Origin of the sequence: Streptomyces sp. NPDC059743 (genome assembly GCF_042732975.1) — a bacterium.
GTDB lineage: Bacteria > Actinomycetota > Actinomycetes > Streptomycetales > Streptomycetaceae > Streptomyces.
The window spans coordinates 56,149-81,257 of record NZ_JBHWGS010000006.1 but is presented as its reverse complement, the minus strand read 5'-3'; the positions used below and the strand labels follow the sequence as shown (position 1 = coordinate 81,257).

23 protein-coding genes and 1 riboswitch are annotated in these 25,109 nt (G+C 70.1%); of the genes, 5 read left to right on the top strand and 18 right to left on the bottom strand.

Features of this window, described 5'->3' with window-relative positions; all coding sequences use genetic code 11:
• Positions 1-21: 21 nt before the first annotated feature.
• The 5 genes from ACFV6H_RS12945 to ACFV6H_RS12925 form a co-directional block, all read right to left on the bottom strand.
• On the bottom strand, positions 22-963 hold the full coding sequence (locus ACFV6H_RS12945) for an ROK family glucokinase (RefSeq protein WP_066953974.1): 942 nt from the start codon (positions 961-963) through the stop codon (positions 22-24).
• A 65-nt stretch (positions 964-1,028) separates the two neighbouring features.
• A complete protein-coding gene (locus ACFV6H_RS12940) occupies positions 1,029-1,529 on the bottom strand; it encodes a DUF5304 domain-containing protein (RefSeq protein ID WP_093602529.1) in 501 nt (166 codons plus the stop codon).
• A gap of 89 nt (positions 1,530-1,618) precedes the next feature.
• The gene (locus ACFV6H_RS12935; RefSeq protein ID WP_385541152.1) at positions 1,619-2,866 is read right to left on the bottom strand and encodes an ArsA family ATPase; all 1,248 of its coding nucleotides are present in this window, start codon (positions 2,864-2,866) and stop codon (positions 1,619-1,621) included.
• A 5-nt stretch (positions 2,867-2,871) separates the two neighbouring features.
• Positions 2,872-3,321: an SRPBCC family protein gene (locus ACFV6H_RS12930; RefSeq protein WP_093602533.1), complete on the bottom strand. Its 450-nt coding sequence runs from the start codon at positions 3,319-3,321 to the stop codon at positions 2,872-2,874.
• 56 nt (positions 3,322-3,377) lie between these two features.
• Positions 3,378-4,145, bottom strand: a complete 768-nt coding sequence (locus tag ACFV6H_RS12925; protein WP_385541597.1) for a metallophosphoesterase — start codon at positions 4,143-4,145, stop codon at positions 3,378-3,380.
• Between the two features lie 291 nt (positions 4,146-4,436).
• Between ACFV6H_RS12925 and ACFV6H_RS12920 the strand changes: the two genes are divergently transcribed.
• Positions 4,437-6,233 (top strand): AMP-dependent synthetase/ligase, encoded by a 1,797-nt coding sequence (locus ACFV6H_RS12920; protein WP_385541150.1) that lies wholly within the window; start codon positions 4,437-4,439, stop codon positions 6,231-6,233.
• Positions 6,234-6,270: 37 nt separating this feature from the next.
• Here ACFV6H_RS12920 and ACFV6H_RS12915 read toward each other — a convergent pair whose 3' ends face one another.
• Positions 6,271-7,425 (bottom strand): glycosyltransferase family 4 protein, encoded by a 1,155-nt coding sequence (locus ACFV6H_RS12915; RefSeq protein ID WP_385541148.1) that lies wholly within the window; start codon positions 7,423-7,425, stop codon positions 6,271-6,273.
• 155 nt (positions 7,426-7,580) lie between these two features.
• On the opposite strand from ACFV6H_RS12915, the gene ACFV6H_RS12910 reads away from it, so the two are divergent.
• Positions 7,581-8,840, top strand: coding sequence for a glycosyltransferase 87 family protein (locus ACFV6H_RS12910; protein WP_385541146.1), 1,260 nt, complete (start codon positions 7,581-7,583; stop codon positions 8,838-8,840).
• Here ACFV6H_RS12910 and ACFV6H_RS12905 read toward each other — a convergent pair.
• The 5 genes from ACFV6H_RS12905 to ACFV6H_RS12885 all read right to left on the bottom strand — a co-directional run bounded on the left by ACFV6H_RS12905 (position 8,797) and on the right by ACFV6H_RS12885 (position 14,450).
• The gene (locus tag ACFV6H_RS12905; RefSeq protein WP_385541144.1) at positions 8,797-10,077 is read right to left on the bottom strand and encodes a hypothetical protein; all 1,281 of its coding nucleotides are present in this window, start codon (positions 10,075-10,077) and stop codon (positions 8,797-8,799) included. The two genes, ACFV6H_RS12910 and ACFV6H_RS12905, sit on opposite strands and share 44 nt — an antisense overlap.
• Positions 10,078-10,149: 72 nt before the next feature.
• On the bottom strand, positions 10,150-11,187 hold the full coding sequence (locus ACFV6H_RS12900) for an NlpC/P60 family protein (protein WP_385541142.1): 1,038 nt from the start codon (positions 11,185-11,187) through the stop codon (positions 10,150-10,152).
• A 278-nt stretch (positions 11,188-11,465) separates the two neighbouring features.
• On the bottom strand, positions 11,466-12,488 hold the full coding sequence (locus tag ACFV6H_RS12895) for an NlpC/P60 family protein (RefSeq protein WP_384979943.1): 1,023 nt from the start codon (positions 12,486-12,488) through the stop codon (positions 11,466-11,468).
• A gap of 321 nt (positions 12,489-12,809) precedes the next feature.
• Positions 12,810-14,174, bottom strand: a complete 1,365-nt coding sequence (locus tag ACFV6H_RS12890) for an NYN domain-containing protein (RefSeq protein ID WP_385541595.1) — start codon at positions 14,172-14,174, stop codon at positions 12,810-12,812.
• Between the two features lie 33 nt (positions 14,175-14,207).
• Positions 14,208-14,450: a hypothetical protein gene (locus tag ACFV6H_RS12885; protein WP_093594168.1), complete on the bottom strand. Its 243-nt coding sequence runs from the start codon at positions 14,448-14,450 to the stop codon at positions 14,208-14,210.
• Positions 14,451-14,611: 161 nt separating this feature from the next.
• Here ACFV6H_RS12885 and ACFV6H_RS12880 point away from each other — a divergent pair, with 161 nt between their 5' ends.
• On the top strand, positions 14,612-15,322 hold the full coding sequence (locus tag ACFV6H_RS12880) for a rhomboid family intramembrane serine protease (RefSeq protein ID WP_385541140.1): 711 nt from the start codon (positions 14,612-14,614) through the stop codon (positions 15,320-15,322).
• A complete protein-coding gene (locus ACFV6H_RS12875) occupies positions 15,319-15,600 on the top strand; it encodes an Lrp/AsnC family transcriptional regulator (RefSeq protein WP_093594162.1) in 282 nt (93 codons plus the stop codon). Before ACFV6H_RS12880 ends, ACFV6H_RS12875 begins: the two co-directional genes overlap by 4 nt.
• A 21-nt stretch (positions 15,601-15,621) precedes the next feature.
• On the opposite strand, the gene ACFV6H_RS12870 is transcribed toward ACFV6H_RS12875, so the two are convergent.
• The 6 genes from ACFV6H_RS12870 to ACFV6H_RS12845 all read right to left on the bottom strand — a co-directional run bounded on the left by ACFV6H_RS12870 (position 15,622) and on the right by ACFV6H_RS12845 (position 23,062).
• The gene (locus ACFV6H_RS12870) at positions 15,622-16,992 is read right to left on the bottom strand and encodes an aminotransferase class V-fold PLP-dependent enzyme (RefSeq protein WP_385541138.1); all 1,371 of its coding nucleotides are present in this window, start codon (positions 16,990-16,992) and stop codon (positions 15,622-15,624) included.
• A 33-nt stretch (positions 16,993-17,025) separates the two neighbouring features.
• Positions 17,026-17,143, bottom strand: a riboswitch (SAM riboswitch).
• A 433-nt stretch (positions 17,144-17,576) separates the two neighbouring features.
• Positions 17,577-18,647: an anthranilate phosphoribosyltransferase gene (gene trpD, locus ACFV6H_RS12865; RefSeq protein WP_385541136.1), complete on the bottom strand. Its 1,071-nt coding sequence runs from the start codon at positions 18,645-18,647 to the stop codon at positions 17,577-17,579.
• A gap of 204 nt (positions 18,648-18,851) precedes the next feature.
• Positions 18,852-20,513 carry a cytochrome bc complex cytochrome b subunit gene (locus ACFV6H_RS12860; RefSeq protein WP_385541134.1) on the bottom strand — a complete coding sequence of 554 codons (1,662 nt, stop codon included), beginning with the start codon at positions 20,511-20,513 and terminating at the stop codon, positions 18,852-18,854.
• On the bottom strand, positions 20,510-21,565 hold the full coding sequence (locus tag ACFV6H_RS12855; protein ID WP_384979960.1) for a Rieske 2Fe-2S domain-containing protein: 1,056 nt from the start codon (positions 21,563-21,565) through the stop codon (positions 20,510-20,512). Before ACFV6H_RS12855 ends, ACFV6H_RS12860 begins: the two co-directional genes overlap by 4 nt.
• Positions 21,562-22,371, bottom strand: a complete 810-nt coding sequence (locus ACFV6H_RS12850) for a c-type cytochrome (protein WP_384792157.1) — start codon at positions 22,369-22,371, stop codon at positions 21,562-21,564. Before ACFV6H_RS12850 ends, ACFV6H_RS12855 begins: the two co-directional genes overlap by 4 nt.
• Positions 22,372-22,441: 70 nt before the next feature.
• A complete protein-coding gene (locus ACFV6H_RS12845) occupies positions 22,442-23,062 on the bottom strand; it encodes a heme-copper oxidase subunit III (RefSeq protein WP_385541131.1) in 621 nt (206 codons plus the stop codon).
• Positions 23,063-23,257: 195 nt separating this feature from the next.
• Here ACFV6H_RS12845 and ACFV6H_RS12840 point away from each other — a divergent pair, with 195 nt between their 5' ends.
• The gene (locus tag ACFV6H_RS12840) at positions 23,258-23,659 is read left to right on the top strand and encodes a hypothetical protein (protein WP_093603501.1); all 402 of its coding nucleotides are present in this window, start codon (positions 23,258-23,260) and stop codon (positions 23,657-23,659) included.
• A 91-nt stretch (positions 23,660-23,750) separates the two neighbouring features.
• On the opposite strand, the gene ACFV6H_RS12835 is transcribed toward ACFV6H_RS12840, so the two are convergent.
• Complete coding sequence (locus ACFV6H_RS12835) at positions 23,751-25,001, bottom strand: Ig-like domain-containing protein (protein ID WP_093603503.1); 1,251 nt, start codon at positions 24,999-25,001, stop codon at positions 23,751-23,753.
• Between the last annotated feature and the right edge of the window lie 108 nt (positions 25,002-25,109).

Sequence of the window (25,109 nt, the reverse complement as noted above, 5' to 3'; positions counted from 1 at the left end):
CGAAAGCGCGTAAGCCGCGCGTCAGCCCTGGCGGGCCAGGTCCGCGGCGCCCACCAGGCCCGCCTCGCCGCCCAGTTGGGCCGCGAGCACCTGGGCGTGCGGACGCCACTCGCCGCCGATCAGCCAGCGCCGGAAGGACTTCCGGATCGGGTCGAGGACCAGCTCGCCCTCGTCGGAGACACCGCCGCCGACGATGAACGCGGACGGATCGAAGAGCGAGGCCAGATCGGCGAGACCGGCGCCGGCCCAACGGGCCAGTTCACGGAAGGAGTCGATGGCCACCGGGTCGCCGGCGCGGGCCGCGGAGCTGATGTGCCGGCCTTCTATGCCGTCCGCGGTGCCGTCGCCGAGACCGAGCAGGATCTCCGCGTTCTCGGGCGTCGCGTTGGCGCGCTGGCGGGCGTACCGGACGAGGGCGCGCCCGGACGCGTACTGCTCCCAGCATCCCTGGCTGCCGCAGCCGCAGAGCAGACCGTCCGGCACCACCCGGATATGACCGAACTCGGCCGCCACACCGAAGCGGCCACGGCGCAGCTTGTTGCCGATGATGATGCCGCCGCCGAGCCCGGTGCCGAGCGTGATGCAGATGACGTCGTCATGGCCCTGTCCGGCGCCGAACTTGTACTCGCCCCACGCGGCGGCGTTGGCGTCGTTCTCCACGACGACCGGCAGGCCGACCCGCTGCTCGACCTTGTCCTTGAGCGGTTCATGGCGCCAGTTGATATTGGGCGCGAAGAGGACGGTGGCGCGCTTGTCGTCCACGTATCCGGCGGCACCGATACCGACCGCCTCGATCTGGTGTCCCTCGCCGGCGCCGGAGACCGCGGCGCAGATCGCGTCCACGATGCCCTCGGCGGTCGGCGGGGTGGGCACCTTGTGCGTCTCCAGGATGGTGCCCTCTTCGTCGACCACGCCCGCCGCGATCTTCGTGCCGCCGATGTCGACGCCGATGGTGAGTCCCATGTGTCCCTCAGTTTTCGGTCGAGCCCCGCTGTGGTCAACCGTACCCGAGGGCGGGCGCCCGAAGGTCAGTCCAGGTCGATATGACCGCTCGGACCAGGTCCTTCGTCCCTGGGGTCCGTGGGGTCGTCGGACTTCTTCGTGTCGTACGGGACGTCTGTGCCGAGCGACGACGGGTCCGGGGCGGACGGCGCGGAGGAGGAGTCCCGGGTCCAGCGGCCCTCCTGGCTCTCGACCGCCGAGCGGTACGCGGCGAGCAGTTCGTTGCCCGCCGCGGCGAGATGGTCGAAGACTCCGGGATTGCGCTCGATGACCGGCTCGACGACCGCCTTGGCCTGGTTGATGAACTGCTGTACGGCGCCCTGCGCGGCCATGCCGAACAGCGGTCCCGGCAGCGACGAGACCTTGTCCGCGACGGCGTCGACCAGCTTGCGCAGCTCTTCGGAGGCGGAGACGGGCGGCGGGCCGTAGGTCTCGCGGCGGCGGGCCTTCTCCGCCTCCAGATCCTCGGCGCAAGCCGCCGCCCAGGCGTCCGAGTCGGTGGCGGGGCGCTCGGTGGCATCGCTCATGGAGACTCCTGCGTCAGAGGCAGAGGCCTTCCGCCATGGACAGCGGAAGGAGTGCTTACCTTCGACGGTACCCGAACGGCCACGGGCCTTCAGTGCCCGCGCGGCCACAGCGCGGGGTCCGGCGTGAATCTCACCCGGAGCACACCGTCGGTGAGGGCCGCGCCGGTCACCGTGCAGCGGCGCAGCGCGGACGGCAGCGGCACGATACGGCGGAACGGGCCGACGGTGAGCAGAAGTTCGTCGTCCCTGCGGACCAGGGACACCTCGCTCTTGACCGCTCCGGGCAGCGGCACACACCAGACGAGCAGATTGTCCTCCGCGAGCCGGTCCTCGACCGGCCAGCGCTCGGCCACCGCCGCCGGGCCCGGCTCGTCCAGTCCGTCCGCGAGCCCGGTGGCCAGGCCCGCTCCCCCGGCCTCGCCCTCGTCGGAGCCCGGGCCCGAGCCCGCGCCCGCGCCCAGAAACGCCAGATCGTCCGGGCCCTGCGGATCCCGCCCGAGATGTCCCACCGGATACAGCGGCGCCTCGGGCGCCCACTCCTCGTACCACTCGTCCAGGCACTTGCGCTGCTGCGCCACGAGCGTCGCGAGCCAGGGTCCCGCCGCGTCGCCGGGCAGGATCCGGTTCGGTACGAGCGTGTCGACGCGCAGCCCGTACAGGGCCAGTCCGGTACGGGCGGTGCGCAGGGCCTCCGCCGCCGCGGGCCCCGGCTCCGCGACCAGCCGTACGGTCGTCCCCGGGTCCTGGACGACGGACTGGACGACGGCCAGCTCCGCGTCCCGCCGGTCGGCCATCTCGTACAGCCACTGCGCGGGCATCGGTACGCCGGCGAGCTGGGCCATCATCGGGCGCAGCGCGCGGGCGGCCTGGCGCTCGCGCGGCAGCAGCCGGCGCAGATAGCGGCGGAGCTGCTCGGGCAGGGCCAGTACGGCCAGTGCCTGCCGCAGCGGCGGCAGATCCACGACCAGGACGTCCCAGTCGCCCTCGGCGGCCCGGCGCACCGCGTGGAGCAGGGCGAACTGCTCGCTGCCGGGCAGCTCGGTGAGTTCCTCGCCGGCCAGTCTGCGGGCGCCGAGCAGATCGAGTGCGGTGGCGGCCCGCTCCTGGAGAGCGAGCAGTTCCGTACGGAAGTGTTCACCGGAGTCGATACGGGCGGCCCACAGACCGTCACCCGTCCCGGTGGGCGCGGCGCCCACCGGTATGCCGAGCAGATCATCGAGCGGATCGGCGGAGAGCAGCAGAACGCGTCCGCCGCGCCGGGCGGCGGCGCGCGCGGTGGCCGCGGCGATGGTGGTACGGCCCGCCCCGCCGGGGCCGGTGACCAGGACCGTACGCATCGGGGTCAGGCTCCGGGTGCGGATTCGACGCGCTTCTTCAGGCCGGCGAGCGCGCGGTCGATGATGACCTTCTCCGCCTTGCGCTTGATCATGCCGAGCATCGGGATCTTGACGTCGACGGTCAGCCGGTAGGTGACCTCGGTACGGTCGCCGCCGCCGAGAGGAACCAGCAGATACGAGCCGTCCAGGGCGCGCAGCATCTGGGACTTCACCAGCGTCCAGCTCACCTCGTTGCCACCGGTCCAGGTGTAGGCGAGCGTGTGGTCGTCCTTGATCGCTCCGGCGTCCAGCACCAGCCTGACCTGCTGGGCGCGCCCGCGGTCGTCGGTGGCCAGCACCTCGGCCTCCTTCACCTCACCGGTCCACTCCGGATAGCGGGCGAAGTCGGCGATCACGCCCATGACATCGGCCGGTGCCGCCTCGATCGTGATGCTCGAACTGGTGTGTTCCGCCATCGCCGTGCTCCTCCGGTACTGGGTACGCGGTGTGCAGGCTATCGCGAGTGCGCCGGTCACCATTCCAGGGCCCAGGGCCGTCCTGTCGCGGCGAAGTGACCGACATTCACACACTCCGTGGAGCCGATCCGCATCCGCCGGGCGAGCGGCTGATGGACATGGCCGAACAGGGCGTACCGGGGCTTCGTACGGCGGATGGCCTCCAGCAGGGCGCGGCTGCCGCGTTCGAACCGGCGCGGGACGGTGTCATAGGTCAACTCGGGCACATCGGGCGGGATGTGCGAGCACAGGACGTCCACCTCGCCGAGCGCCTCGACCTTGGCGGCGTACTCCTCGTCGGAGACCTCGTACGGAGTGCGCATGGGAGTACGCAGCCCGCCGCCGACGAAACCGAAGACCCGGCCGCCCAGTTCCACCCGCTCCCCGTCGAGAACGGTGGTGCCGGGACGCGCGTACTCGGGCCAGAGTGTCGGGATGTCGACATTGCCGTAAGTGGCGTACGTCGGCGTGGGCAGGGCGGCGAACATCTCGGCGTACTGACGGCGCACCGCTCCCTCGATGGCGGCGGCGGGATCGATGTCCAGCCGGGACCAGAGCTCCCGTCCCAGGTCACGGGCCTCGTCGAAGCGGCGGGCGGTACGCAGCGCCACGATCCGGTCGGCGTACTCGACACCGAAGAGATCGGGAAAGATACCGCGCGAGTGGTCCGCGTAGTCCAGGAAGAGCACGAGGTCACCGAGGCAGATCAGGGCATCGGCGCCGTCGCCGGCCGTCCGCAGGCCCTGGGTGTTCCCATGCACATCACTGATCACATTGACTCGCATACCTGCCATGCCGATCACCCTAGAACGGGCTTCTCCCACCCGATAGAGGGGGCCGGACCTGCGGTTCCTTCCGCCGTGTCAGAGGTGTGGACTACTGTGCGCGCAGTACCGTCCATCACGTGTGACGCAGGGAACATCTGGCCGGGACCCTCTATGCGTACGCCAGTACCGATGGGTAACGTCCGGGCAGTCCAGTCGTGCTCGCCCCACCGAGCATCTGCCCCGGTCTTGGACCGCGACCGGCGCGTCGCACGGAGCCGTGGCTTCGGCGCCCGATGAGGAGCAGCAGTCTTGCGCGAGTTCAGCCTTCCGGCCCTGTACGAGGTCCCCGCGGACGGCAATCTGACGGATCTCATCCGCCGCAATGCCGCACAGCATCCCGATGTCGCGGTCCTGGGCCGCAAGGTGGCGGGCGCCTGGACCGATGTCACCGCCACCCAGTTCCTGGCCGAGGTACGGGCCGCCGCCAAGGGCCTGATCGCCGCCGGCATCCGGCCGGGCGACCGCGTCGCGCTGATGTCCCGTACGCGCTTCGAGTGGGTGCAGCTCGACTTCGCGATCTGGACCGCCGGCGCGGTGACCGTACCGGTGTACGAGACCAGCTCGGCGGAGCAGGTCCAGTGGATCCTCGGCGACTCGGGCGCGGTCGCGGTGATCGTGGAGAGCGACGCGCACTACACGGCGGTGGAGTCGGTCCAGCACACGCTGCCGGACCTCCGGGCGATCTGGCAGATCGACCGCGGCGGCGTCGAAGAGCTGACCACAGCAGGCGCGGACGTCCCAGAGGCAGTGGTCGACGAACGCGCGTCGGCCGCGAAGGCCGACGATCCGGCCACCATCGTCTACACCTCGGGCACCACCGGCCGGCCCAAGGGCTGTGTCCTCACCCACCGCGCCTTCTTCGCGGAGTGCGGAAACGCGGTGGAGCGGCTCAGGCCTCTCTTCCGTACGGGCGAGTGCTCCGTCCTGCTCTTCCTCCCGGCCGCGCATGTCTTCGGACGGCTGGTCGAGGTGGCGGCCGTGATGGCGCCGATCAAACTCGGCTGCGTACCGGACATCAAGAATCTCACGGAGGAACTGGCCACCTTCCGGCCGACGCTGATCCTCGGCGTACCGCGAGTCTTCGAGAAGGTCTACAACTCGGCACGCGCCACGGCGCAGGCGGCGGGCAAGGGCGCGATCTTCGACCGGGCAGCGCACACGGCGATCGCCTACAGCCGAGCCCTGTCCACCCCGCGCGGCCCGTCCCTCGGCCTGCGGATCCGCCACAAGCTCTTCGACCGGCTCGTCTACCGCAAGCTACGCGCGGTGCTCGGCGGACGCGGCGAGTACGCCATCTCCGGCGGCGCACCTCTGGGCGAACGCCTGGGCCACTTCTACCGAGGCATCGGCTTCACCGTCCTGGAAGGCTACGGACTCACCGAATCCTGCGCGGCCACCGCCTTCAACCCGTGGGACCGCCAGAAGATCGGCACCGTAGGACAGCCTCTGCCCGGCTCGGTGATCCGTATCGCCGACGACGGCGAGGTCCTCCTCCACGGCGAACACCTCTTCACCGGCTACTGGAACAACCCACAGGCAACAGCCGAAGCGCTGGCCGACGGCTGGTTCCACACCGGTGACATCGGCACCCTGGACGAGGACGGCTACCTCACCATCACGGGCCGCAAGAAGGAAATCCTCATCACCGCAGGCGGCAAAAACGTCGCACCTGCGGTCATCGAGGACCGCATCCGCGCCCACGCGCTCATCTCCGAATGCATGGTCGTCGGCGACGGCCGCCCGTTCGTGGGCGCGCTGATCACCTTGGACGAGGAATTCCTGACCCGCTGGGCTGCAGAACACAACAAACCGTCCAACTCAACAGCGGCAACACTCCGCCTGGACCCAGAACTACTGGCCGAGGTACAGCGAGCGGTGGACGAGGGCAACGCGGCCGTCTCCAAGGCCGAATCGGTCCGCAAATTCCGCATCCTCACAACCCAGTTCACAGAAGAGGGCGGCCACATCACGCCGTCGCTCAAGCTCAAGCGGAATGTGGTGGCGAAGGACTTCGCGGACGACATCGAGGCGCTGTACCAGACCTGACACGGACTCAAAACCACGGCCCCCTGCCGGGGGGGCGTCAGAGCAACGCCCGCAGCTCAGACGCCAGTTCGTCCCATCGCCACCGCTCCTCCACCCACTCCCGTCCCCGCTCCCCCATCCGCCCCCGCAGCTCCGCGTCCAGCAGCAGCGCCACGATCCGCTCCGCCGACTCCTCCGCCGCCACCGCCGGCGGCCCGCCCCGGACCACCCAGCCCGTCTCGCCGTCCAGCACCGCGTCCGGCGCGCCTCCCGAGTCGCCCGCGACCACCGGGAGCCCCGTGGCCGAGGCCTCCAGATAGACGATGCCGAGGCCCTCGACGTCCAGACCGCCGCGCCGCGTACGGCAGGGCATCGCGAAGACATCGCCCGCGCCGAAGTGGGCGGGCAGTTCGGCCCAGGGAACGGCGCCTGTGAAGCGTACGGAACCGGCGACGCCGGTCCGGTCCGCCAGCTTGCGCAGCTCGCCCTCGTACGGTCCGCCGCCCACGATCAGCAGCACCGCGTCCGGCACCCGCGCCAGGATCGCGGGCAGCGCGAGGATCAGCGTGTCCTGGCCCTTGCGCGGCACCAGCCGCGAGACACAGACGACGACGGGCCGGTCCGTGAGCCCGAGCCGCTCGCGCACGGCCGCGCCGCCCGAGCCCGGGTGGAAGGTCTTCTCGTCCACGCCCGGCGGCAGCCGCACCATGCGCGCCGCGGCCTCGGGAGTGAGCGCGCCGGCGATACGCGAGCGCGTGTACTCACCGAGATAGGTGATCGTGTCCGTGGACTCGCCGATCCGCCGCAGAAGCCGCCGTGAGGCGGGAAGCTGCGCCCAGCCCGCCTCATGGCCGTGCGTCGTGGCCACCAGCCGCCGCGCACCGGCCTTCCGCAGCGCCGGAGCCATCAGCCCGAGCGGCGCCGCCGCGCCGAACCACACCGACTCACAGCCGTGTTCACGCAGCAGCCCGACCGCTCTGCGCGTGACGCGCGGTGTCGGCAGCAGCATCGTCGTACGGTCCCGTACGACGGTGAACGGCTGCTCGGCGTCGAAGGCGACGGTCGCCTCCGCGCCCTCCTTGCCGCGCTTCCAGGTCGAGGCGTAGACCACGAGCCGCTCGGGATCCAGCCGCAGCGCCATGTTGTGCAGAAACGCCTGGATACCGCCCGGCCTGGGCGGGAAGTCGTTGGTCACGATCAGTGTCTTGTGCATCGCCGCCGACAGTACCCAACGGCCCTGCCTGATGGCTCGGGCGCGGTCCCGCCCGGCATCATGACTCCCGCGATCAGGAACGAAGCGCACGAAGCATACGAAGCGCATGAAGAAGCGCATGAAGCGCCGAAGCACATGAAGCGGACGAGGTGGTCATGGCGGGCACGCACGGCACACGGCCCCCGGTCGCGGTGTGGATCCTCACCAGGGCTGTTCTGCTGCTCTGTGTCTTCAAGGTCGTCTCCGTGCCGGGGCCCGACGTCACCGGCGATGTCTCGGTGATCTACCAGGGCTGGTACGAGGTGCTGAGGACCGGCACCTATCCGCTGGACGATGTGACCTGGCAGTATCCGCCCGCCGCGGCCCTGCCGATCCTGGCGCCCGCCGTCCTGCCGTTCCTCGGCTATGCCGCCGCCTTCTTCGTGCTGGCGCTCCTCTGTGACGCGGTGGCCTTCGCGCTGCTGCTGCGGGCCGCCCGGGATACGGGCCGGTCGTACCGGGGCGCGTGGATCTGGGTCGCGGGAGTGCCGCTGCTGGGGCCGACCTCGTACGCGCGGTACGACCTGATGGTGACGGCGGTGGCGGTCGCCGCGCTGCTCGCGGGAGTGCGCAGACCTCGGTTGATGGGCGCGCTCGCCGGATTCGGCGCGCTGCTGAAGGTCTGGCCGGTGCTGCTGCTGGTGGGCACACCGCGCGGCCGGGCCACGCGCAGGACATGGACCGCCGCGGCCGTCACGGCGGTCGCGCTGACCGTGGTCTGCTGTGTCGCGATGCCCGGCGCGCTGGCCTTTCTCACCTTCCAGCGCGACCGCGGCACCGAGATCGAGTCGCTGGGCGCCCTGGTCTTCCAGGTGGCGCGGCACTTCGGCTGGAGCGGCGGAGCGCTGCTCAACTACGGCTCCGTGGAGTTCGTCGGACCGTATGTCCCGCTGGTCAGCACGGCCGCGCTGGGCCTGACCGCCCTGGCCGTCGGCTGGCTGCTCGTATGGCGGCTCAAGGCGCGCGAGTTCGGTGCGAGCACTCCGTACGACGCTGCCTTCGCGGCGGTGCTGCTGTTCACCACCACGAGCCGGGTGATCAGCCCGCAGTACATGCTCTGGCTGGTCGGTCTGGCCGCCGCCTGTCTGACGCTGCGGAGCAGCCGGATGGCGCTGCCCGCGTGGCTGGTGCTGGCCGCGACGGCGGTCACCCTGCTGGAGTTCCCGGTGCTGTTCTCGCATGTGGTGGGAGGCGATCCGCTCGGGGTCGCGCTGCTCTTCGTACGCAACGGTCTGCTGGTCGCCGCGACTCTCACCGCGTGCCACCGGCTCTGGCGGGCGACGGTCCCGCGCTCGCGCGAGCGGGCGGCGGAGCGCGCGGAGCCGGCCGCTGTCAGCCCAGCCGCTGCCGGGCGTACGCGCGCCAGCGGGCGGTGAAGTCCTCCGGCGTCGTGGCCAGGACGTCGTGCAGGGCCTTCTCGACCGCGCCCTCGCGCCCGGCGTGCGCGCCCACCGCGCGGTAGAAGTCGGTCAGCCGCCGCTCGCCCCAGCGCTCGGCGATCAGCTCACAGGCCAGCCAGCCGCTCTCGTACGCCCTGGCCAGCCGGTCGGCGCCGGCGCCGAAGGCGAAGTCCTCGTCGGCCGGGAGTGCGGCCGGAGCGTCGCCGGAGCGCACGGCGCCCTGGAGTTCGGGCGCGATCTGTCCGGGCGCCCGGTCCGTGCGCCGGTACGCGGCCCAGTCGGCGAAGCCCTCCGAGAGCCAGGTGGGAGTGGCGGCCGAGGTGGCCGTACGCGTCGCCACATGGGTGGTCTCGTGGGCGAGGACGATCTCCTGGCCGAAGCCGGAGAGATCGCCGTACGCCTCGGGATTCACGACGACACGGTCGGCCGGCACGGTGCCGGCGGCGGTATTTCCGGCGGTGTTCCCGGTGACGATGCCGGTGGTGACCGCCGCGATGCCCCGGTAACCGTCCGCGGAGGCCCCCAGGAGCCGCGCCATGGCCTCCAGTGAGCCCGGTACGAGCAGAACGGCCCGGCGGGCCCACGGGCGCGGCCAGGCGGCGTCGACGGCCGGGACGGCCCGGTCGGCCGTGGCGGCGACCGCCCGCAGCCGCGCGTCGTCCTGCCCGACGCCGAGGACCAGGCTGTGGGCGCCTCGTACGGTCCGTACCGCGCCCTGCTCCCAGAGCTGCTGCGCGCCGCCCTCGCCGGGCCGGTCGGCGCTCACGTACCAGCGCCCGGCGCGCTCCGTCAGCTCCAGCGTGCGCGGCGCGGACACCGGAGCGCGGTCATAGCCCGCGAGCCCGTAACGCAGCTCGGCGTGGACGGTGGCCCGGCCGCCGGAGCGCTCGACATCGGTGAGCCGGTACTCCCAGGAGCCGAGCGGCACCTCGGCGAGGTTACGGAACTCACGACGGCCGGTGGCGCGCAGCGCGGCCACCGAGGGATCGAGGACGGCGAGATACGCGCGCTCGTCGCGGTCCAGGACGGCGGCGGCCCTGCGGTCCAAGGTCCGCCCGATCTCCCTGGCTGCCTCCCTGGCGGCGCTGTCGGGCGCCTTCGCCGGCGCCGTACAGCCCCAGACCGGCACCAGCAGGAGCGCGGTCAGCCACAGCACGGCCGCGCGCCGACGCGTACCGTGCCGTCCCGCCGCCGTACGCGCCCGACCTGCCACGCCGCCGATCGTACGGCGTGCCCGCGAGCCGGACCGGGCGCGTGTGACCGGGCAGCCGTACAGCGCCCGGCGTCAGACGCGGGTGACCGAGGAGACCGGCATCATGCCGACCGGGTCGTAGCGCACCGAGGCGCCCGGATACGGAGCGTGGATCACCTGGCCGTTGCCCGCGTACATCGCGATATGGCTCGCGTCGTCGCGGTAGGCCACGAGATCTCCCGGCCGCGCCTCCGAGAGCGGGACCTGACGGCCCGCGTACCGCTGCGCCTGGGAGGTGCGCGGCAGCCCGACGCCCGCCTGCGCGTACGACCACTGTGTGAGTCCCGAACAGTCGAAGCCCGAGGGCCCGTTGGCGCCCCAGACATACGGCCGGCCCACCGCGCGCCGGGCGGCGAGCACCGCCTCGGAGGCCCGCGCGGAGGCCGGTCCGCTGCCGAAGAGCATGTCCGGTCCGCCGCGGCCGGAGCGGGAGGCCCGGCCGTAGGACTCCCGGTCGGCGGCGGGAAGGGAGTTCAGCAGCCGCCGTGCCTGCGCGAGTTTCCCTTCGACGGCGCGCTTGTGGCGGGCGACGACGGCCCGGCTGCGCTCCAGCTCGGTGAGATCGCGGGCGGCTTCCATACGCACCTGTCCCAGCCTCCGCTGGGCCTGCTTGAGTTCTCTCAGCGCACCGGACTGGCGTTCGCCGACCCGGTCCAGTACGGAGGCCTTGTCGAGATAGCTGTCGGGATCGGAGGAGAGCAGCAGGGCGAGGGCCGGATCGAGCCCGCCGGAGCGGTACTGGGCGCCGGCGACCGAACCGAGCGCTCCGCGCATCCGGTTGACGCTCTCCTGGCCGCGCGCCGCGCTGTCCTGCGCCTGGTCCACCAGCGCGCGGAGCCGGTCCACCCGCTCGGTCGCCTTGTTGTACTGCTCGGTCGCCTTCTCCGCCTGTTCGTAGAGGCGGTCGACCTCGGCCCGGGTCGCCTCGGGCGACCGCCGCGGGTCGGCGCCCGCCGGAGCCGCTCCGAGCGCCGCCGCGGCCGTGGCCGCCGCGGCGGACAGGGCCACTGCCGCGCTGCCGCGGGAACCGAGTCCGGAGCCGGAGTGTGAGGGACGGCGATGGGACACCACAGGAGGCCGCACTTCCTTCCGCTGAACGCACTGACGCGGCCCCCGGCCGCCCGACGGGCGGACCACTGGCCGGAGCCGCGGGAGCAGACAGTAGCCGGGCGACCACGGAGCGACCAACGACCGCGCCGCGCACACAAAGTGACGCCCCGCCGTAGACCACAGGTCATCGGCGGGGCACGGTGTCAGCTGGAGGTACGGGAATTCGCCCGAATGGGCGGGCATGGTGTCCCGGATCCGGAGCCTGGACTCGAAGTCTCAGAAGCCTCGGGCTCGAAGTCTCAGATACGTACGCCGAACTGGAACGGCATGTTGTTGATCGACTCGTAGCGCACGCTGGCACCGGGCTTGGGCGCGTGCAGCACCTGGCCGTTGCCCGCGTAGAAGCCGACATGGTGCTGGTCGCCGTAGAAGATGACCAGATCGCCCTGCTGGAGCTGGCTCATGCCCAGCCGCGTACCGGCGTTGGCCTGGGCCTGGGAGGTACGGGGTATGGAGACACCGGCCTGGGCGTACGCCCATGAGGTGAGCCCGGAGCAGTCGAAGGAGCTGGGGCCCGAGGCGCCGTAGACGTACGGCGTACCGATCTTGCTCTGCGCGGCGGCGAACGCGGCGGACGCGCGCTGCGAGGCGGGCACCGAAGTGCCGAGGTCCGCGCGGGAGCTGGCGCGGTTGGCGCGGGAGTCCTCGGCGGCGAGCGAGGCCTTCTCCTGCGCGGTGAGCGTGTTGAGAACCTTCTGCGTGGCGGCGAGCTTCTCCTGGACCTCGGCCTTCTTCGCGCCGAGTTCCTTGCGGGTCTCGGCCAGGTCCTGGACCTTGGCCTGGGCCTCCTTGCGCTGCTGCGCGAGGGACCGCTGCTTCTCCTGGATCTGCTGGAGCGACTCGGCCTGCTTGGCGCTGACCTGGTCGAGCGTGGACGCGCCCTCCAGGTAGCTGTCCGGGTCGGAGGAGAGGAAGAGCTGTACGGAAGGGTCGATGCCGCCGGTGCGGTACTGGGCACTGGCCATCGAACCGAGGCTGTCGCGCAGGTCGTTCAGCTCGTCCTGGCCGCGGGCGACCTTGTCCTGGAGGGCGTCGACCTCTTTTTCGAGCTTGCCCTGCGCTTCCTTGGCCGCCGTGTACTTCTCGGTAGCCTTCTCGGCGTCCTCGTAGAGCTTGTCGACCTTCTCCTTGACGTCGCTCTTGCTCGGCTGGGGAGCGGCCTGAGCGGCCTGGGAGGTCAGGGCGACAGCGGCGGCAGCGGTCGCGGTGAGCACGGTCACACGGGCGCGGCTCGGCTGCTTGGGACGACGGTGGGACGCCACGGAGGCGAGCTCCTTCTTCCTCAGCCGCCTACCGGGCCATGGGGGACACAGGGCCCCGGCTCCATACGTCCGACACCCCTGACAACTGGGCTGAACTGCATGAAATCGGCGGTTCCTTCGCTGTCACCCCGGGTGGGTGATCAACCGCGCGAAGGTTCGACGCCTGACCATAGTGACCTTCTTGTGATCAGTTCAAATCCTGACGAGGAAAAACTCTGTCACGACGCGCATTATTTACAGACGCTACACAGGCAGTGATGGACATTTGACGCTGCGCTCCACCAAGACACCATCAATTCGGGCATTAACCCCACCAGTTGACTAGATGCGCGAAAGCCGCTTCAGCAACAAGGCGGACGCGACGGGCCTGGCACCGGCCTGCGCCACTCCGTCCGCGACCTCACGGTCGGTGGAGACCACCACCAGCGGCCGGCCCGGCGGCTCCGCCCTGACGAGCTGACGGATCAACTCGTCCGCGGTCACGCCCGGTTTGGAGAACAGCACCCGCACGCCGCGCGGCGGCGCGAGCAGCACCGGCGCCGCCAGCTCGGCGCCGTCGAAGACACAGGTCGTCTCCGCGCCCGACTGCGCCGCGAGCATCGCGAGCCCGCCCAGCAGCCGCAGCCGCTGCTTCTCCAACGGCATCGTCGGATAGCCGGTCTTGGTGACGTTGTAGCCGTCCACGATCAGATGCGACTGCGGCAGCGCGAGCAATTGGTCGAGCAGCGCGGGATCGGTCTCGGAGAGCGCGCGGGCCGCCACATCCTTGGGCGACATCCGGCCGGGCTCGACCGCGTCGACCGTATCGCCGGGCCTGACCATGGCGGGCGGCAGCGCCAGTTCGCGCCGCAGCCCCTGGGCGGACTCCAGCAGGGTGTCCAGCAGCAGCCGCAGCCGCATGTCCTCCACCGAGCGGCCCTCACGGGCGGCCCTGCGGCTCGCCTCGACCGCCGACTCGGCCTCGCCGAGCCGTGCCTTGATCCGACGGGTCTCGCTCTCGGCGGCCGACACAGCAGCCGCGGCCTCGGCCCTGGCCGCCTCGGTCTCCGTGTGCACCCGACGCAGGGCGGCCTCGCCGCGCTTCACATCGCTCTGGGCACTGCGCAGTTTGCGGTGGAGCGACTCGGCCTCCTTGCGGGCCGTCTCCAGCTCCGTACGCAGCCGCTCGGTCTCGCTCTTCGTCAGCGCCCTGGCCACGGCCAGTTCCTCGCGCAGCCGCTCCAGCTCGCGCCGGGCCTCCTCGTCGGCGCGCTCGGCGTCCGCGCGCTGTGCCTCCTCGCCCGCGGCGGCCACCAGCTTCACCCATCCGGGCGGCCTGAGCACATACGCAGCGGCGGCCACATCGACGGGATCCGCTGCGGCGGGCGGCGATCCCGACTCCAGGGCTCCGGCCAGCTCCGGCTGGGAGTGGCTGATGCGCTCACCGATCCGCTGCCGGAACAGCGGATCGCTCTCCAGGGCCGCGGCCATCGCGTTACCGGCGAACTTGGCCCGTCTGTTGGGCGTGAACCGGGCGTACTGGCGTAGCTGCGCGGGGAGTTCGGTGATCGTCAGTCCGCCGAAGGCATCGGAGACCAGCGCGACGACTCTGCGCCGTACGCCGTCCGGGAGCGGGCGGTCGAGCGCCTCCGCGGCGTCACCGCCGGCCGCGCCGGCCGGCTCAGCACCGCTTGCGGCCTGCTCCACATCCGTCACCCCATACCCTTTCGGGCGATTCCCTCAGGAACCGGCGCCCGGCCTGTCCACCAGCTCGATCTGATCCACCGCGTTGCACCAACGGCAGCGCACCGACTCGATGGTCTCACTGACCACCTCGCGCTCCTCGACCCGCGGCTCCCCTGCCAGGTCCAGATGGACGTACTCGACGGCCTTCGACGATCGCGTCACATCGAAACGCGTGAGATTGCCGCACAGTGTGCAGCGCCACCGGGTGGCGGCCGTCGGCTGGGGAACCGTCGTCATCATGCGTCCTCTTTCGTCGTCCGTCGTCGTCCGTCCCGCTGCCGCCCGCGGTGCGCCGTCGAACAGCGGATGTACTCCTTGCAACCCTACGGCCTCCGGGCCACCCCAGGGAGCGGCGAGGCGCTCTGTACCCTTCAGTCCCGGTAAGCCATGCTCTGTCGGTGAATACGTCGCGGACGACGGCCGGCGGACCGGTGGTGACCCACACGCTGATCGGCCTCTGCTGTCTGGCCTTCCTGTTCAGTCCGGCCTCGGGTTTCAACCCGGCGTACGGGAGAGGTGAGGCGCTCCTCGACGCGCAGACCTTGTATTTCGAACGGTGGGGCGTCATCCCGGCCGAGCTGCTGAGCGGCTCCACCCGCGCCCTGTTCACCCCGCTGACCGCGCTCTTCGTCCATGGAAGCTGGCTGCATCTGCTGGGCAACATGCTGTTTCTGTTCGTCTTCGGCGCGATGGCGGAGGAGCGGCTGGGCCGGGCGCACTTCCTGTTCTTCTATCTCGGCGTCGGCTGTCTCGCGCTGCTGGCGTACGCCATGGTGAACGCGGCCTCGGACCAGACGCTGGTGGGGGCCTCGGGCGCGATCTCGGGCGTGCTCGGCGCCTTTCTCTATCTCTTCCCGAAGGCCCGGGTCACCAGTCTCTTCCCGTTCCTGTTCTTCCTGCCGCTGCGCTTCCCGGCCTGGATCGTGCTGATCTTCTGGTTCGCGCTCCAGTGGCTGGCGGCGCGCGGCGCGGGCTCGGGGCCCGGCGTGGCCTATCTCGCGCATCTCGTGGGCTTCGCCACCGGTTTTCTCTACGCCTGGGGGCGGTACTGGCGTACCGATAGAGTGGGAGACCACACCGCGGCCACCGAGGGAGAACGTCAACCGTGATCACCGCGATCGTGCTCATCAAGACCAGCGTGGACCGGATCCCCGAGATCGCGGAGTCGATCGCCGCGCTGGACAGCGTCAGCGAGGTCTTCTCGGTGACCGGTACGTACGACCTGATCGCCATGGTGCGGGTGGCCAAGCACGACGATCTGGCGGATGTGATCCCCGGCCGGATCAGCAAGATCGAGGGCGTCGAGGCCACGGACACGCATGTGGCGTTCCGTACGTACTCACAGCACGACCTCGAAGCGGCCTTCGCCATCGGACTCGACGCGTAAGGCCGCCTCGGGCTTCGTACGTCAGGCTGTGGCGCCGTCCCGGTCCGGGACGCAACGGCCGTCCTCCGTACGGTAGTTCCAGCGCGCTCCGTCACTCACCAGCTCCCGTACGGCACGGACGAAGCGGTCCACGTGCTCGTCCGGAGTGCCGGCGCCGAAGCTGACGCGGATCGCGTTCAGCGAGCGCTCGCCCGGCTCGGCCTCCGGAGCGCCGCACTCGCCCGGGTCCTGCGGGTCGGTGCCCAGCAGGGTACGCACCAGCGGATGCGCGCAGAAGAGACCGTCCCGTACGCCGATGCCGTACTCCGCGGAGAGCGCGGCGGCGAAGTGCGAGCTGTTCCATCCCTCGACCACGAACGACAGGACGCCGACGCGCGGCGCCTCGTCGCCGAACAGCGAGAGGACCTTGACCTCGGGCACCTCGGCGAGACCGGCGCGCACCCGGGCGACAAGCCTCTGCTCACGGTCGACAAGGGCGTCGAAGCCCGCTTCGGTGAGGGCCCGGCAGGCGGCGGCGATCGCGTACACGCCGATGACATTGGGCGAACCGGCCTCGTGGCGGGCGGCCGTGCTGTGCCACACGACATCGACGCCGCCGTCGCTCCGGCGGGCCACCGCACGGCTGGCGCCGCCGCCCGCGAGATAGGGCTCGGCGTCCTGGAGCCAGTCGGCGCGGCCCGCAAGCACTCCGGAGCCGAACGGCGCGTACAGCTTGTGCCCGGAGAAGGCGACCCAGTCGACATCCAGCGCGGCGATGTCCACCGGGTGATGCGGAGCGAGCTGCGCGGCGTCGAGCACGATCCGGGCGCCGTGCGCGTGCGCGGCGGCGGCCAGCTCCCGTACGGGCCACAGCTCACCGGTCACATTGGACGCCCCGGTCACACAGACCAGCGCCGGGCCCTCCGAATCGCGCTCCGCGAGCGCCCGCTCCAGGGTCGCGACGGCCTCGGCCGGAGTGCGCGGCGCGTTCAGATAGCTGACCCGGGCCTCGCGCCAGGGCAGCAGGGAGGCGTGGTGCTCGGTCTCGAAGACGAACACCTGGCAGTCGGCCGGAAGCACCGCGGCGAGCAGATTCAGCGAGTCGGTGGTCGAGCGGGTGAAGACGACCTGGTCGCCGGGGCGGCAGCCGAGAAACTCCGCGACCGTGCGGCGGCTGTTCTCGAAGAGATCGGTGGAGAGCTGCGAGAGATAACCGGCGCCGCGGTGGACACTGCCGTAGTACGGCGCGTACGCGGCGACGTCGTCCCACACCCGCTGAAGGGCGGGCGCGCTGGCCGCGTAGTCGAGCGCGGCGTAAGTGACCTCACCGCCGGTGACAAGCGGCACGGTGACATCCCGCCCGAGCACGGGCAGAGGCTCGGCGGTGATCGTGGTGACGGCGTTCGGGCTCACGAAACGGCTCCCTTGGGGACCAGGACCCCAAAGGGCCCGCGCTTGCCGCGGACCTCGCTGCCCACGGCCTGGTCTTCACCCGGGGCACCCCGCCACGGACGGAGGGTTGCCGGACAGCGAGCCGGGGCCGTAATCGCTGTCGCTCATGACCTGGTCAAAAAGTATGCCACAACGTCCGCGCGGGGGGGACCGGTTCCGTCCTCAATCGCCGGACGGGCTGGATTTTCCGGCCTGCGGCCGGAGTACGCCGAGGAGCTGACCCCTACCGAGCGGGCACCCGGCGCCGGGGTGAGCCGTTCCGTCCTCAAACGCCGGACGGGCTGGATGTGCGGGCCCGGACGGGCGGAAACCCGGCATGCGGCGGGAGGGGGGCGGGGTCGTAGGAGGTGCGTGTCCGGACACTAAAGCGTGATTTGTGCCGCACACGAAACCCGCACCCGACAACCCACCCGCACGCGGCGTAAATCATGCCGTCCGGACATGTACCTCCGGAGGCCCCGACACCCGCACCCACCACCGCACCGGCCCCCGCGCCGCAGGCGCGAAACGCCCCCGCCGCACGGCGGCCCACGCCGGGAGGCGAGCTACGCGTCGCGGTGGCTTGCCGTCACCCACCGTTCCAGCGTCCGCCTCGCCTCGCCCGAGTCCACCGCTTCCGCCGCCCTCGCCATCCCCGCACTCAGTTGCACCGCCAGCGCGTCGCCCGTCGGGTCCAGGGCCACCAGTGCCGCCGCCGCGTTGAGGAGGACCGCGTCGCGGACCGGGCCCGGTTCGCCCGCCAGCAGCCGGCGCGCCACATCCGCGTTGTACGACGCGTCCGCGCCGCGCAGCGCCTCGATCGGGACCAGTTCCAGGCCCACGTCGCGCGGATCGAAGGCCTCCTCCGTGACCTTGCCGTCCCGTACCACCCACACCCGCGACGTCGCCGTGGTGGTCAGTTCGTCCAGGCCGTCGTCGCCGCGGAAGACCAGGGAGGAGTTTCCGCGCTCGGCGAGCACGCCCGCGACGATCGGCGCCATCCGTACGTCCGCCACGCCCACCGCCTGGGCCCTGACCCGCGCCGGGTTGGTGAGCGGTCCGAGGACATTGAAGGTGGTCTGCGCGCCGAGTTCCTTGCGGGCCTTGGCCGCGTACCGCAGCGCCGGATGGAACTTCACCGCGAAGCAGAAGGTGATCCCGGCCTCCTCGGCGACCTCGGCCACCCGCTGCGGGCTCAGCTCCAGATTGACGCCGAGCTTCTCCAGTACGTCCGAGGCGCCGCTCGCCGAAGAGGCCGCGCGGTTGCCGTGCTTGACGACCTTCGCTCCGGTGCCCGCCACGACGATCGCCGCCATGGTGGAGATATTGACGGTCTTGGCAAGATCGCCGCCCGTGCCGACGATGTCGACCGTACGGCCCGCCACCTCGATGGTGTTGGCGTGCGCGTACATCGCGCGCACCAGGCCCGAGACCTCCTCGACCGTCTCGCCCTTCGCCCGCAGGGCGACCGCGAACCCGGCGATCTGCGCGTCGGTGGCCTCGCCGCTCATGATGCGGTCCATGGCCCACGCCGTGTCCTCCGTGCTCAGATTCTCGCCGCGCAGCAGCGGATTCAGCACGCCCGGCCAGCTGCGGTCCGCCACGGTGTCGCCTCCGACGGGGGTCACAGCGCTCATGCTCGCTCCTGGTGGGTCCTGGGACGGATGCGTGGACCGTACGAGGCGTACGAGGCCCACGCCGCAAGCCTATCGGCGTACGCCCGGCCGGCAGGACGGATGCCCGGAGTACGGACGGCCGCACACCGAGGGCCCCGGCCGGTGTCCCTCGCGGGGAGACCGGGCCGGGGCCCTCGGTGGTGGCGAACCGGGCGAACCGGTGGATCAGTGCTTGCCGCTGGTGATCTCCTCATGGCCGTGGCCGTGCGCGGCGGCGATCTCGTTGTACTCCTCGGCCGTCGGCTTGGGGATCTGGCTGCCCTCGCCGTAGTAGCCCTTGCTCAGCTTGACCCGGAGCTTCTCGGCCGGGCCGACCTTGCGCCGTACGCCGTTCTCGTCCACCGCCGGGCCGAGATCGGCCGGCTTGTGCTGCTCGTGGGCGGTCAGCTTGTGCAGATCGGCCTGCTCCAGCGGGGTGTGCACCTCGATGAACTCACCGTGCGGCAGCCGCTTGATGACACCGGACTCACGTCCGTGCAGCACCTTCTCGGCGTCGCGCCGCTGAAGGCCCAGACAGATCCGCTTGGTGACGACGAAGGCGATGACCGGTCCGACGAAGAAGAAGACCCGCACGAACCAGGTGATCGCGTTGATCGACAGATGGAAGTGCGTCGCCCACAGGTCGTTGCCGCCGCCGACGAGCAGGATGAAGTACCACGTCAGCCAGGCCACACCGAACGCCGTACGGGTCGGCGCGTTGCGCGGGCGGTCCAGGATGTGGTGCTCGCGGTTGTCGCGGGTGACCCAGCCCTCGATGAACGGATAGACCGCGATCGCGACCAGCACCAGCGGGAAGATCACCAGCGGGATGAAGACACCCAGTACCAGGGTGTGTCCCAGGAAGTTGATCTCCCAGCCGGGCATCACACGGATGAGGCCCTCGGAGAAGCCCATGTACCAGTCGGGCTGGGCTCCGGTGGACACCTGGTCCGGGCGGTAGGGCCCGAGCGCCCAGATCGGGTTGATCGTGGCGATGGCGGAGACGATCGTGATGAGCCCGAAGACCAGGAAGAAGAAGCCTCCGGCCTTGGCCATGTAGACCGGCAGCAGCGGCATGCCCACGACGTTCTTGTTCGTCCGGCCCGCGCCCGCGAACTGGGTGTGCTTGTGGTAGAAGACCAGGATCAGATGGGCCACGACCAGTCCCAGCATGATGCCGGGCAGCAGCAGGATATGGACCGAGTAGAACCGGGCCACGAAGTCGCCGCCGGGGAACTCGCCGCCGAACAGGAACATCGAGAGATACGTTCCGACGACCGGCACCGACAGGATCGCGCCCTGCATGAAGCGGACACCGGTACCGGAGAGCAGGTCGTCCGGGAGCGAGTAACCGGTGAAGCCGGTGAACATGCCCAGCACGAACAGCAGGAAGCCGAACAGCCAGTTGACCTCACGCGGCTTGCGGAACGCGCCCGTGAAGAAGACGCGCATCATGTGCACCAGCATGGCCGCGAGGAAGATCAGCGCGGCCCAGTGGTGGATCTGCCGGATCAGCAGACCGCCGCGGACGTCGAAGCTGATGTCCACCGTCGAGGCGTACGCCTCCGACATCCGTACGCCCTGGAGCGGGACGTAACTGCCGTGGTAGACCACCTCGTTCATCGACGGGTGGAAGAACAGCGTCAGATACACACCGGTGAGGATGATGATGATGAAGCTGTAGAGCGCGATCTCACCGAGCATGAAGGACCAGTGGTCCGGGAAGATCTTCCGCATATTGGCCTTGGCCAGGGAGTAGATCCCCAGCCGGCCGTCCGCCCAGTCGGCGACCCGCTCACCCGCGGGCACCCTGCGGTTCTTGTCGTCCGAAGCAGTGCTGGTACTCATCCGCGCTCCCAGAAGGCAGGACCGACGGGCTCGTCGAAGTCGCCGAGCGCCTCGAGGTTGCCCTCGCCGTTCACACCGATCCGCAGCTGCGGAAGGGGGTGACCGGCCGGGCCGAAGATGACGCGGGCGCCGTCGGAGAGGTCGAAGGTGGACTGGTGGCACGGGCAGAGCACATGGTGCGTCTGCTGCTCGTACAGGCTGATCGGGCAGCCGACATGGGTGCAGATCTTGGAGAACGCCACGATCCCCTGGTGGGACCAGTCGAGTTCACGCTTGTCCTTGATCTCGTCCGGCTGGATCCGGACGATCATCAGGGCCGCCTTGGCGATCTGCTTCTGGAAGTCCTCGCTGTGCTCCTCCAGGCCCTCCGGCATGGCGAAGGTGAGCGAGCCCACCACGACGTCCTCGGGACGCAGCGGCTGATTGGTGTTCATGTTGATGAGCTGCTTGCCCTTTGCCCACATCGTGGAGCGGAGCTTCTTCTCGGGCAGCGGACCGAGGTCGCGCAGCAGCACCACACCGGCGAGCGGCACCAGCGCCACCGCGCCGAACAGTGTGTTGCGGATCAGCTTGCGCCGGCCGAAGCCGGACTCCGCCGCACCGGCCGCGAAGTCCGCCAGGACCTTCGTCTTGACCTCGGGCGGTGCCTCGATCGGATGGCGGTCGTCCGCCGTCTCCACGTCCGACATCAGCGTCCGGGCCCAGTGGACCGCGCCCGCGCCGATGCAGAACAGGGCGATGCCGAGCGTCACACCCAGCGAGAAGTGCAGGATGCTGACATGGCCCAGCGGGAAGATATAGACGATCTTGCCGACCGGGAACGCCACGAACGAGGCGATGAACGCGACGGTCGCCAGCATCGACAGCAGGAACAGCATCGCCACCGTGCGCTCGGACCGCTTGGCCGCCCGCTCGTCGATGTCCTGTATACGCGGCCGGTGGGCCGGCAGTCCCGGATCGGCGAACGGATCGTCCGCGCGCTCCACCGCGCCGTGCGCGTCGCCCTGCTCGCTCGGCAGGTTCTTCTCTGGAAACTCTTCTTGGCTACTCATGACTTCTTGGCCTTAGCGGTGTGGGCCGCGACCCAGACGGCGGCTGCGATCAGAACACCCAGCCCGAAGATCCAGCCGAAGAGACCTTCACTGACAGGGCCGAGGCCGCCCAGCTTGAGACCGCCGGGGCTCGACGCCTTCTCTCCGTTCACCGCCTGGATGTACGCGATGATGTCCTTCTTCTGCTGCTCCGGCATCGTCGAGTCGGGGAACGAAGGCATGTTCTGCGGGCCGGTCTGCATGGCCTCGTAGATGTGCTTCGGGCTCACACCCTCAAGATTCGGCGCGCTCTTGCCACCGGTGAGCGCTCCGCCCTCGCCGGTGAAGTTGTGGCACTGGGTGCAGTTGGTACGGAACAGATCGCCGCCTCGGGCGATATCCGCGCCGGCGGGGTTGTACTGGTTCTCGGTCGGGATGATCGGACCGGCGCCGAGGGACGCGATGTACGCGGCGAGCTGGTCGATCTCGGCCTGCGAGTAGATGACCTTCTTCTTCGGCACCTGCACGCCGGGCTGCTGCGCGGGCATACGGCCGGTGCCGACCTGGAAGTCCACGGCGGCGGAGCCGACGCCGACCAGGGGCGGGCCGTCGCTGCTGCCCTGACCGCCGGTTCCGTGGCAGCTTGCGCAGCCGACGGAGTAGAGCTTCTTGCCCTCCTCGATGGCGAGGGACTGGGCGGTCTCGTCAGCCTGTGCCGTGCCCGCGGGCGCGAACGCGGCGTACAGCCCCCCGGTGGCCGCCAGCGCGAGGAGTAGGACGACGACCGCCGCCAGCGGATGGCGTCGTCGTGCGGAGAGCTTTTTCACGGATTACCCCGGTGTCAGGATCTTCTGCGTCGGTGTTTCTGGATTGTGTGCGCTTGGGCGCGGGACCCGGCTACTTGATCAAGTAGATCGTGGCGAAGAGGCCGATCCAGACGACATCGACGAAGTGCCAGTAATACGACACGACGATGGCCGCGGTCGCCTGCTCGTGGGTGAACCTCTTGGCCGCGTAGGTCCTGCTCAGAACCAGCAGGAACGCGATCAGACCTCCCGTCACGTGCAGCCCGTGGAAGCCGGTCGTCAGATAGAACACCGAGCCGTACGGATCCGAGGACAGCGAGAGGCCGTCCTGCTTCAGAAGCTCGGTGTACTCGAAGACCTGGCCGCCGATGAAGATCGCGCCCATCACGAACGTGACCACGAACCAGGAGCGGAGCTTCTTCACATCGCCCCGCTCCGCGGCGAAGACGCCGAGCTGGCAGGTGAGGGAGGAGAGCACCAGGATCGTGGTGTTCGTCGCCGAGAACGGGATGTTCAGGTGCGACGCCATCTCCTTCCAGTGCGCCGCGCCCATCACCGATCGCAGGGTGAAGTACATCGCGAAGAGGGCCGCGAAGAACATCAGCTCGGAACTCAGCCAAATAATGGTTCCGACGCTGGTGAGGTTCGGCCGGTTGACCGACGGGTGCGCGTGCCCGGTTTCTACTGTCGTTGCTGTCGCCACGACCGACATTATGTCGGTCGCTTATCCCGCCCTGACTCCGGGGGGTGCCGTTCGGTGTGTCCGTGGAGTGTGCCCAGCTCGAACGGGCCGGCGAACGGTGTCGGTACCCGTGCTGACTCGGTCTCCGACGGAGTAGCATCCGCGCATCGGTTCAGGGCGACGGAGCCCTGGAGCCCTCGCAGACACTGATGTCACGGAGGAACAATGCAGCCGACCGCCACGGTGCTGGTCTACAGCGACGACGCGAACACCCGCGAGCAGGTCCGGCTGGCAGCGGGACGCCGGCCGGCCGCCGACGTACCGCCCGTCGAGTTCCTGGAGTGCGCGACTCTGCCCGCCCTGCTGGAACAGCTCGACCGGGGCGGGATCGACGTCTGCGTACTGGACGGCGAGACGGTGCCCGCGGGCGGGATGGGCGTCTGCCGGCAGATCAAGGACGAGATCTTCAACTGCCCGCCCGTGCTGCTGCTCATGGGACGCCCGCAGGACGCCTGGCTGGCCACCTGGAGCCGTGCGGACGCGGCGGTGACACTGCCGGTCGAACCGGTCGGCTTCGCGGACGCCCTGGCCGCCCTGCTCCGCCACCGGCTCGCCATCAGCGCCTGAGCGGACAGACAGCTGACAGACACCTGAGCAGACCGGAAACGGGCCAGGTCCTGCCGCCCACGAGGGACGGCAGGACCTGGGTGTCCGGATTTCAGACCAGCGGGCGGAGGCGGGCCGGGTCGGCGGGGCTGGTGCCCTCCCTCGTCCCGGCGAGCAGAACGCTGCCCTCGCGCCAGTCCTCCCAGTCCACGTTCCAGTCGCCGAAGCCGTTGCCGAAGTCCTCCATGTAGTCGCCGGCGCTGTTGATCACCTGTACGAGATCGCCCTCCTGCACGTTCTCGAAGAACCAGGCCGCGTTCGCGGTGGACATACCGACACAGCCGTGGCTGACGTTCGCGGATCCCTGCGAGCCCACGGACCAGGGCGCGGCGTGTACGTACTCACCGCTCCAGGTGACCCGGGTCGCCCAGTACACGGGAAGGTCGTAGCCCTCACCGCCGCCGATACCGACGCTCGTACCGCGCATCCGTACGAAGTACTCCTTGCCCAGGATGACCTTGATGCCGTTACGGGTGGAGAAGCCGGGCTTGCCGGTGGTCACCGGGATGCTGGTGACCTCTTCGCCGTTGCGGAACAGCGTCATGTAGTGGGAGCTGGCGTCGACGATGGCCTCGACGCGGTCGCCGGTGGTCAGCTTGAGCGGTTTGACGGCACCGCCGTACAGCTTGTCGCTGATCTTCACGCCCTGGAGGGTGCTGTAGGCGGTGACCTTGCCGTTCGCGGGCCAGTACTCCTTGGGCCGGTAGTGCAGCTCCTCGTCGTCCACCCAGTGCCAGGCGCCCTCCTCCGCCGCGGGATAGGCACGGACCTTCAGCGACCGTTCGATGACATCCCTGGCCTTCTTGTCCGTGATCGGCTGGCTGAGCGTGGCGGTGATGGGCTGGCCCACGCCGTACTCGCCCGCGTCCGGCCCGAATTCGACCGTGAGCGTCCGCTTGGCGGGCATGGTCTCGAAGGTGACCGTCCGCGAGCCCGGCTTGCCCTTCTTGTCCTCGGTGGCGACCTTGACGGTGTAGCGGGAGCCGGCCGCCAGTGGTGCCGTGGAGTGCCAGCGCAGCCCGTCGGCGGTGAGTTCACCCGCCAGATAGTGGCCCGCCTTGTCGACGGCGTTGACGTCCGTGATCCGCTCGCCCTTGGCGGTCACTTCGAGCGGCTTGTTGGGATCGACCTTGGTGGCGCCCGCGGGCGTACTGAAGACGATCTTCCCCGGGGCGGCTTCACGCGGCTTCCCGGAGAGCGGGTGCGGCCCGTCGTCACTGCTGCACGCGCTGGCGCTCGCGCCAAGGGACACGACCAGCAGAGTGCAGGTGAGGACAGCGCGCAGACGTGGCGTGTGGTTCATGAGCACACGGTAGGAAGATCTTTCACTCAGCGCGCGACGAGAGGTACGAACGGGGGCCCGCCCTACTCCGTTCGAGTAAGACGGGCCCCAGGAGGCACTACAGCGCGT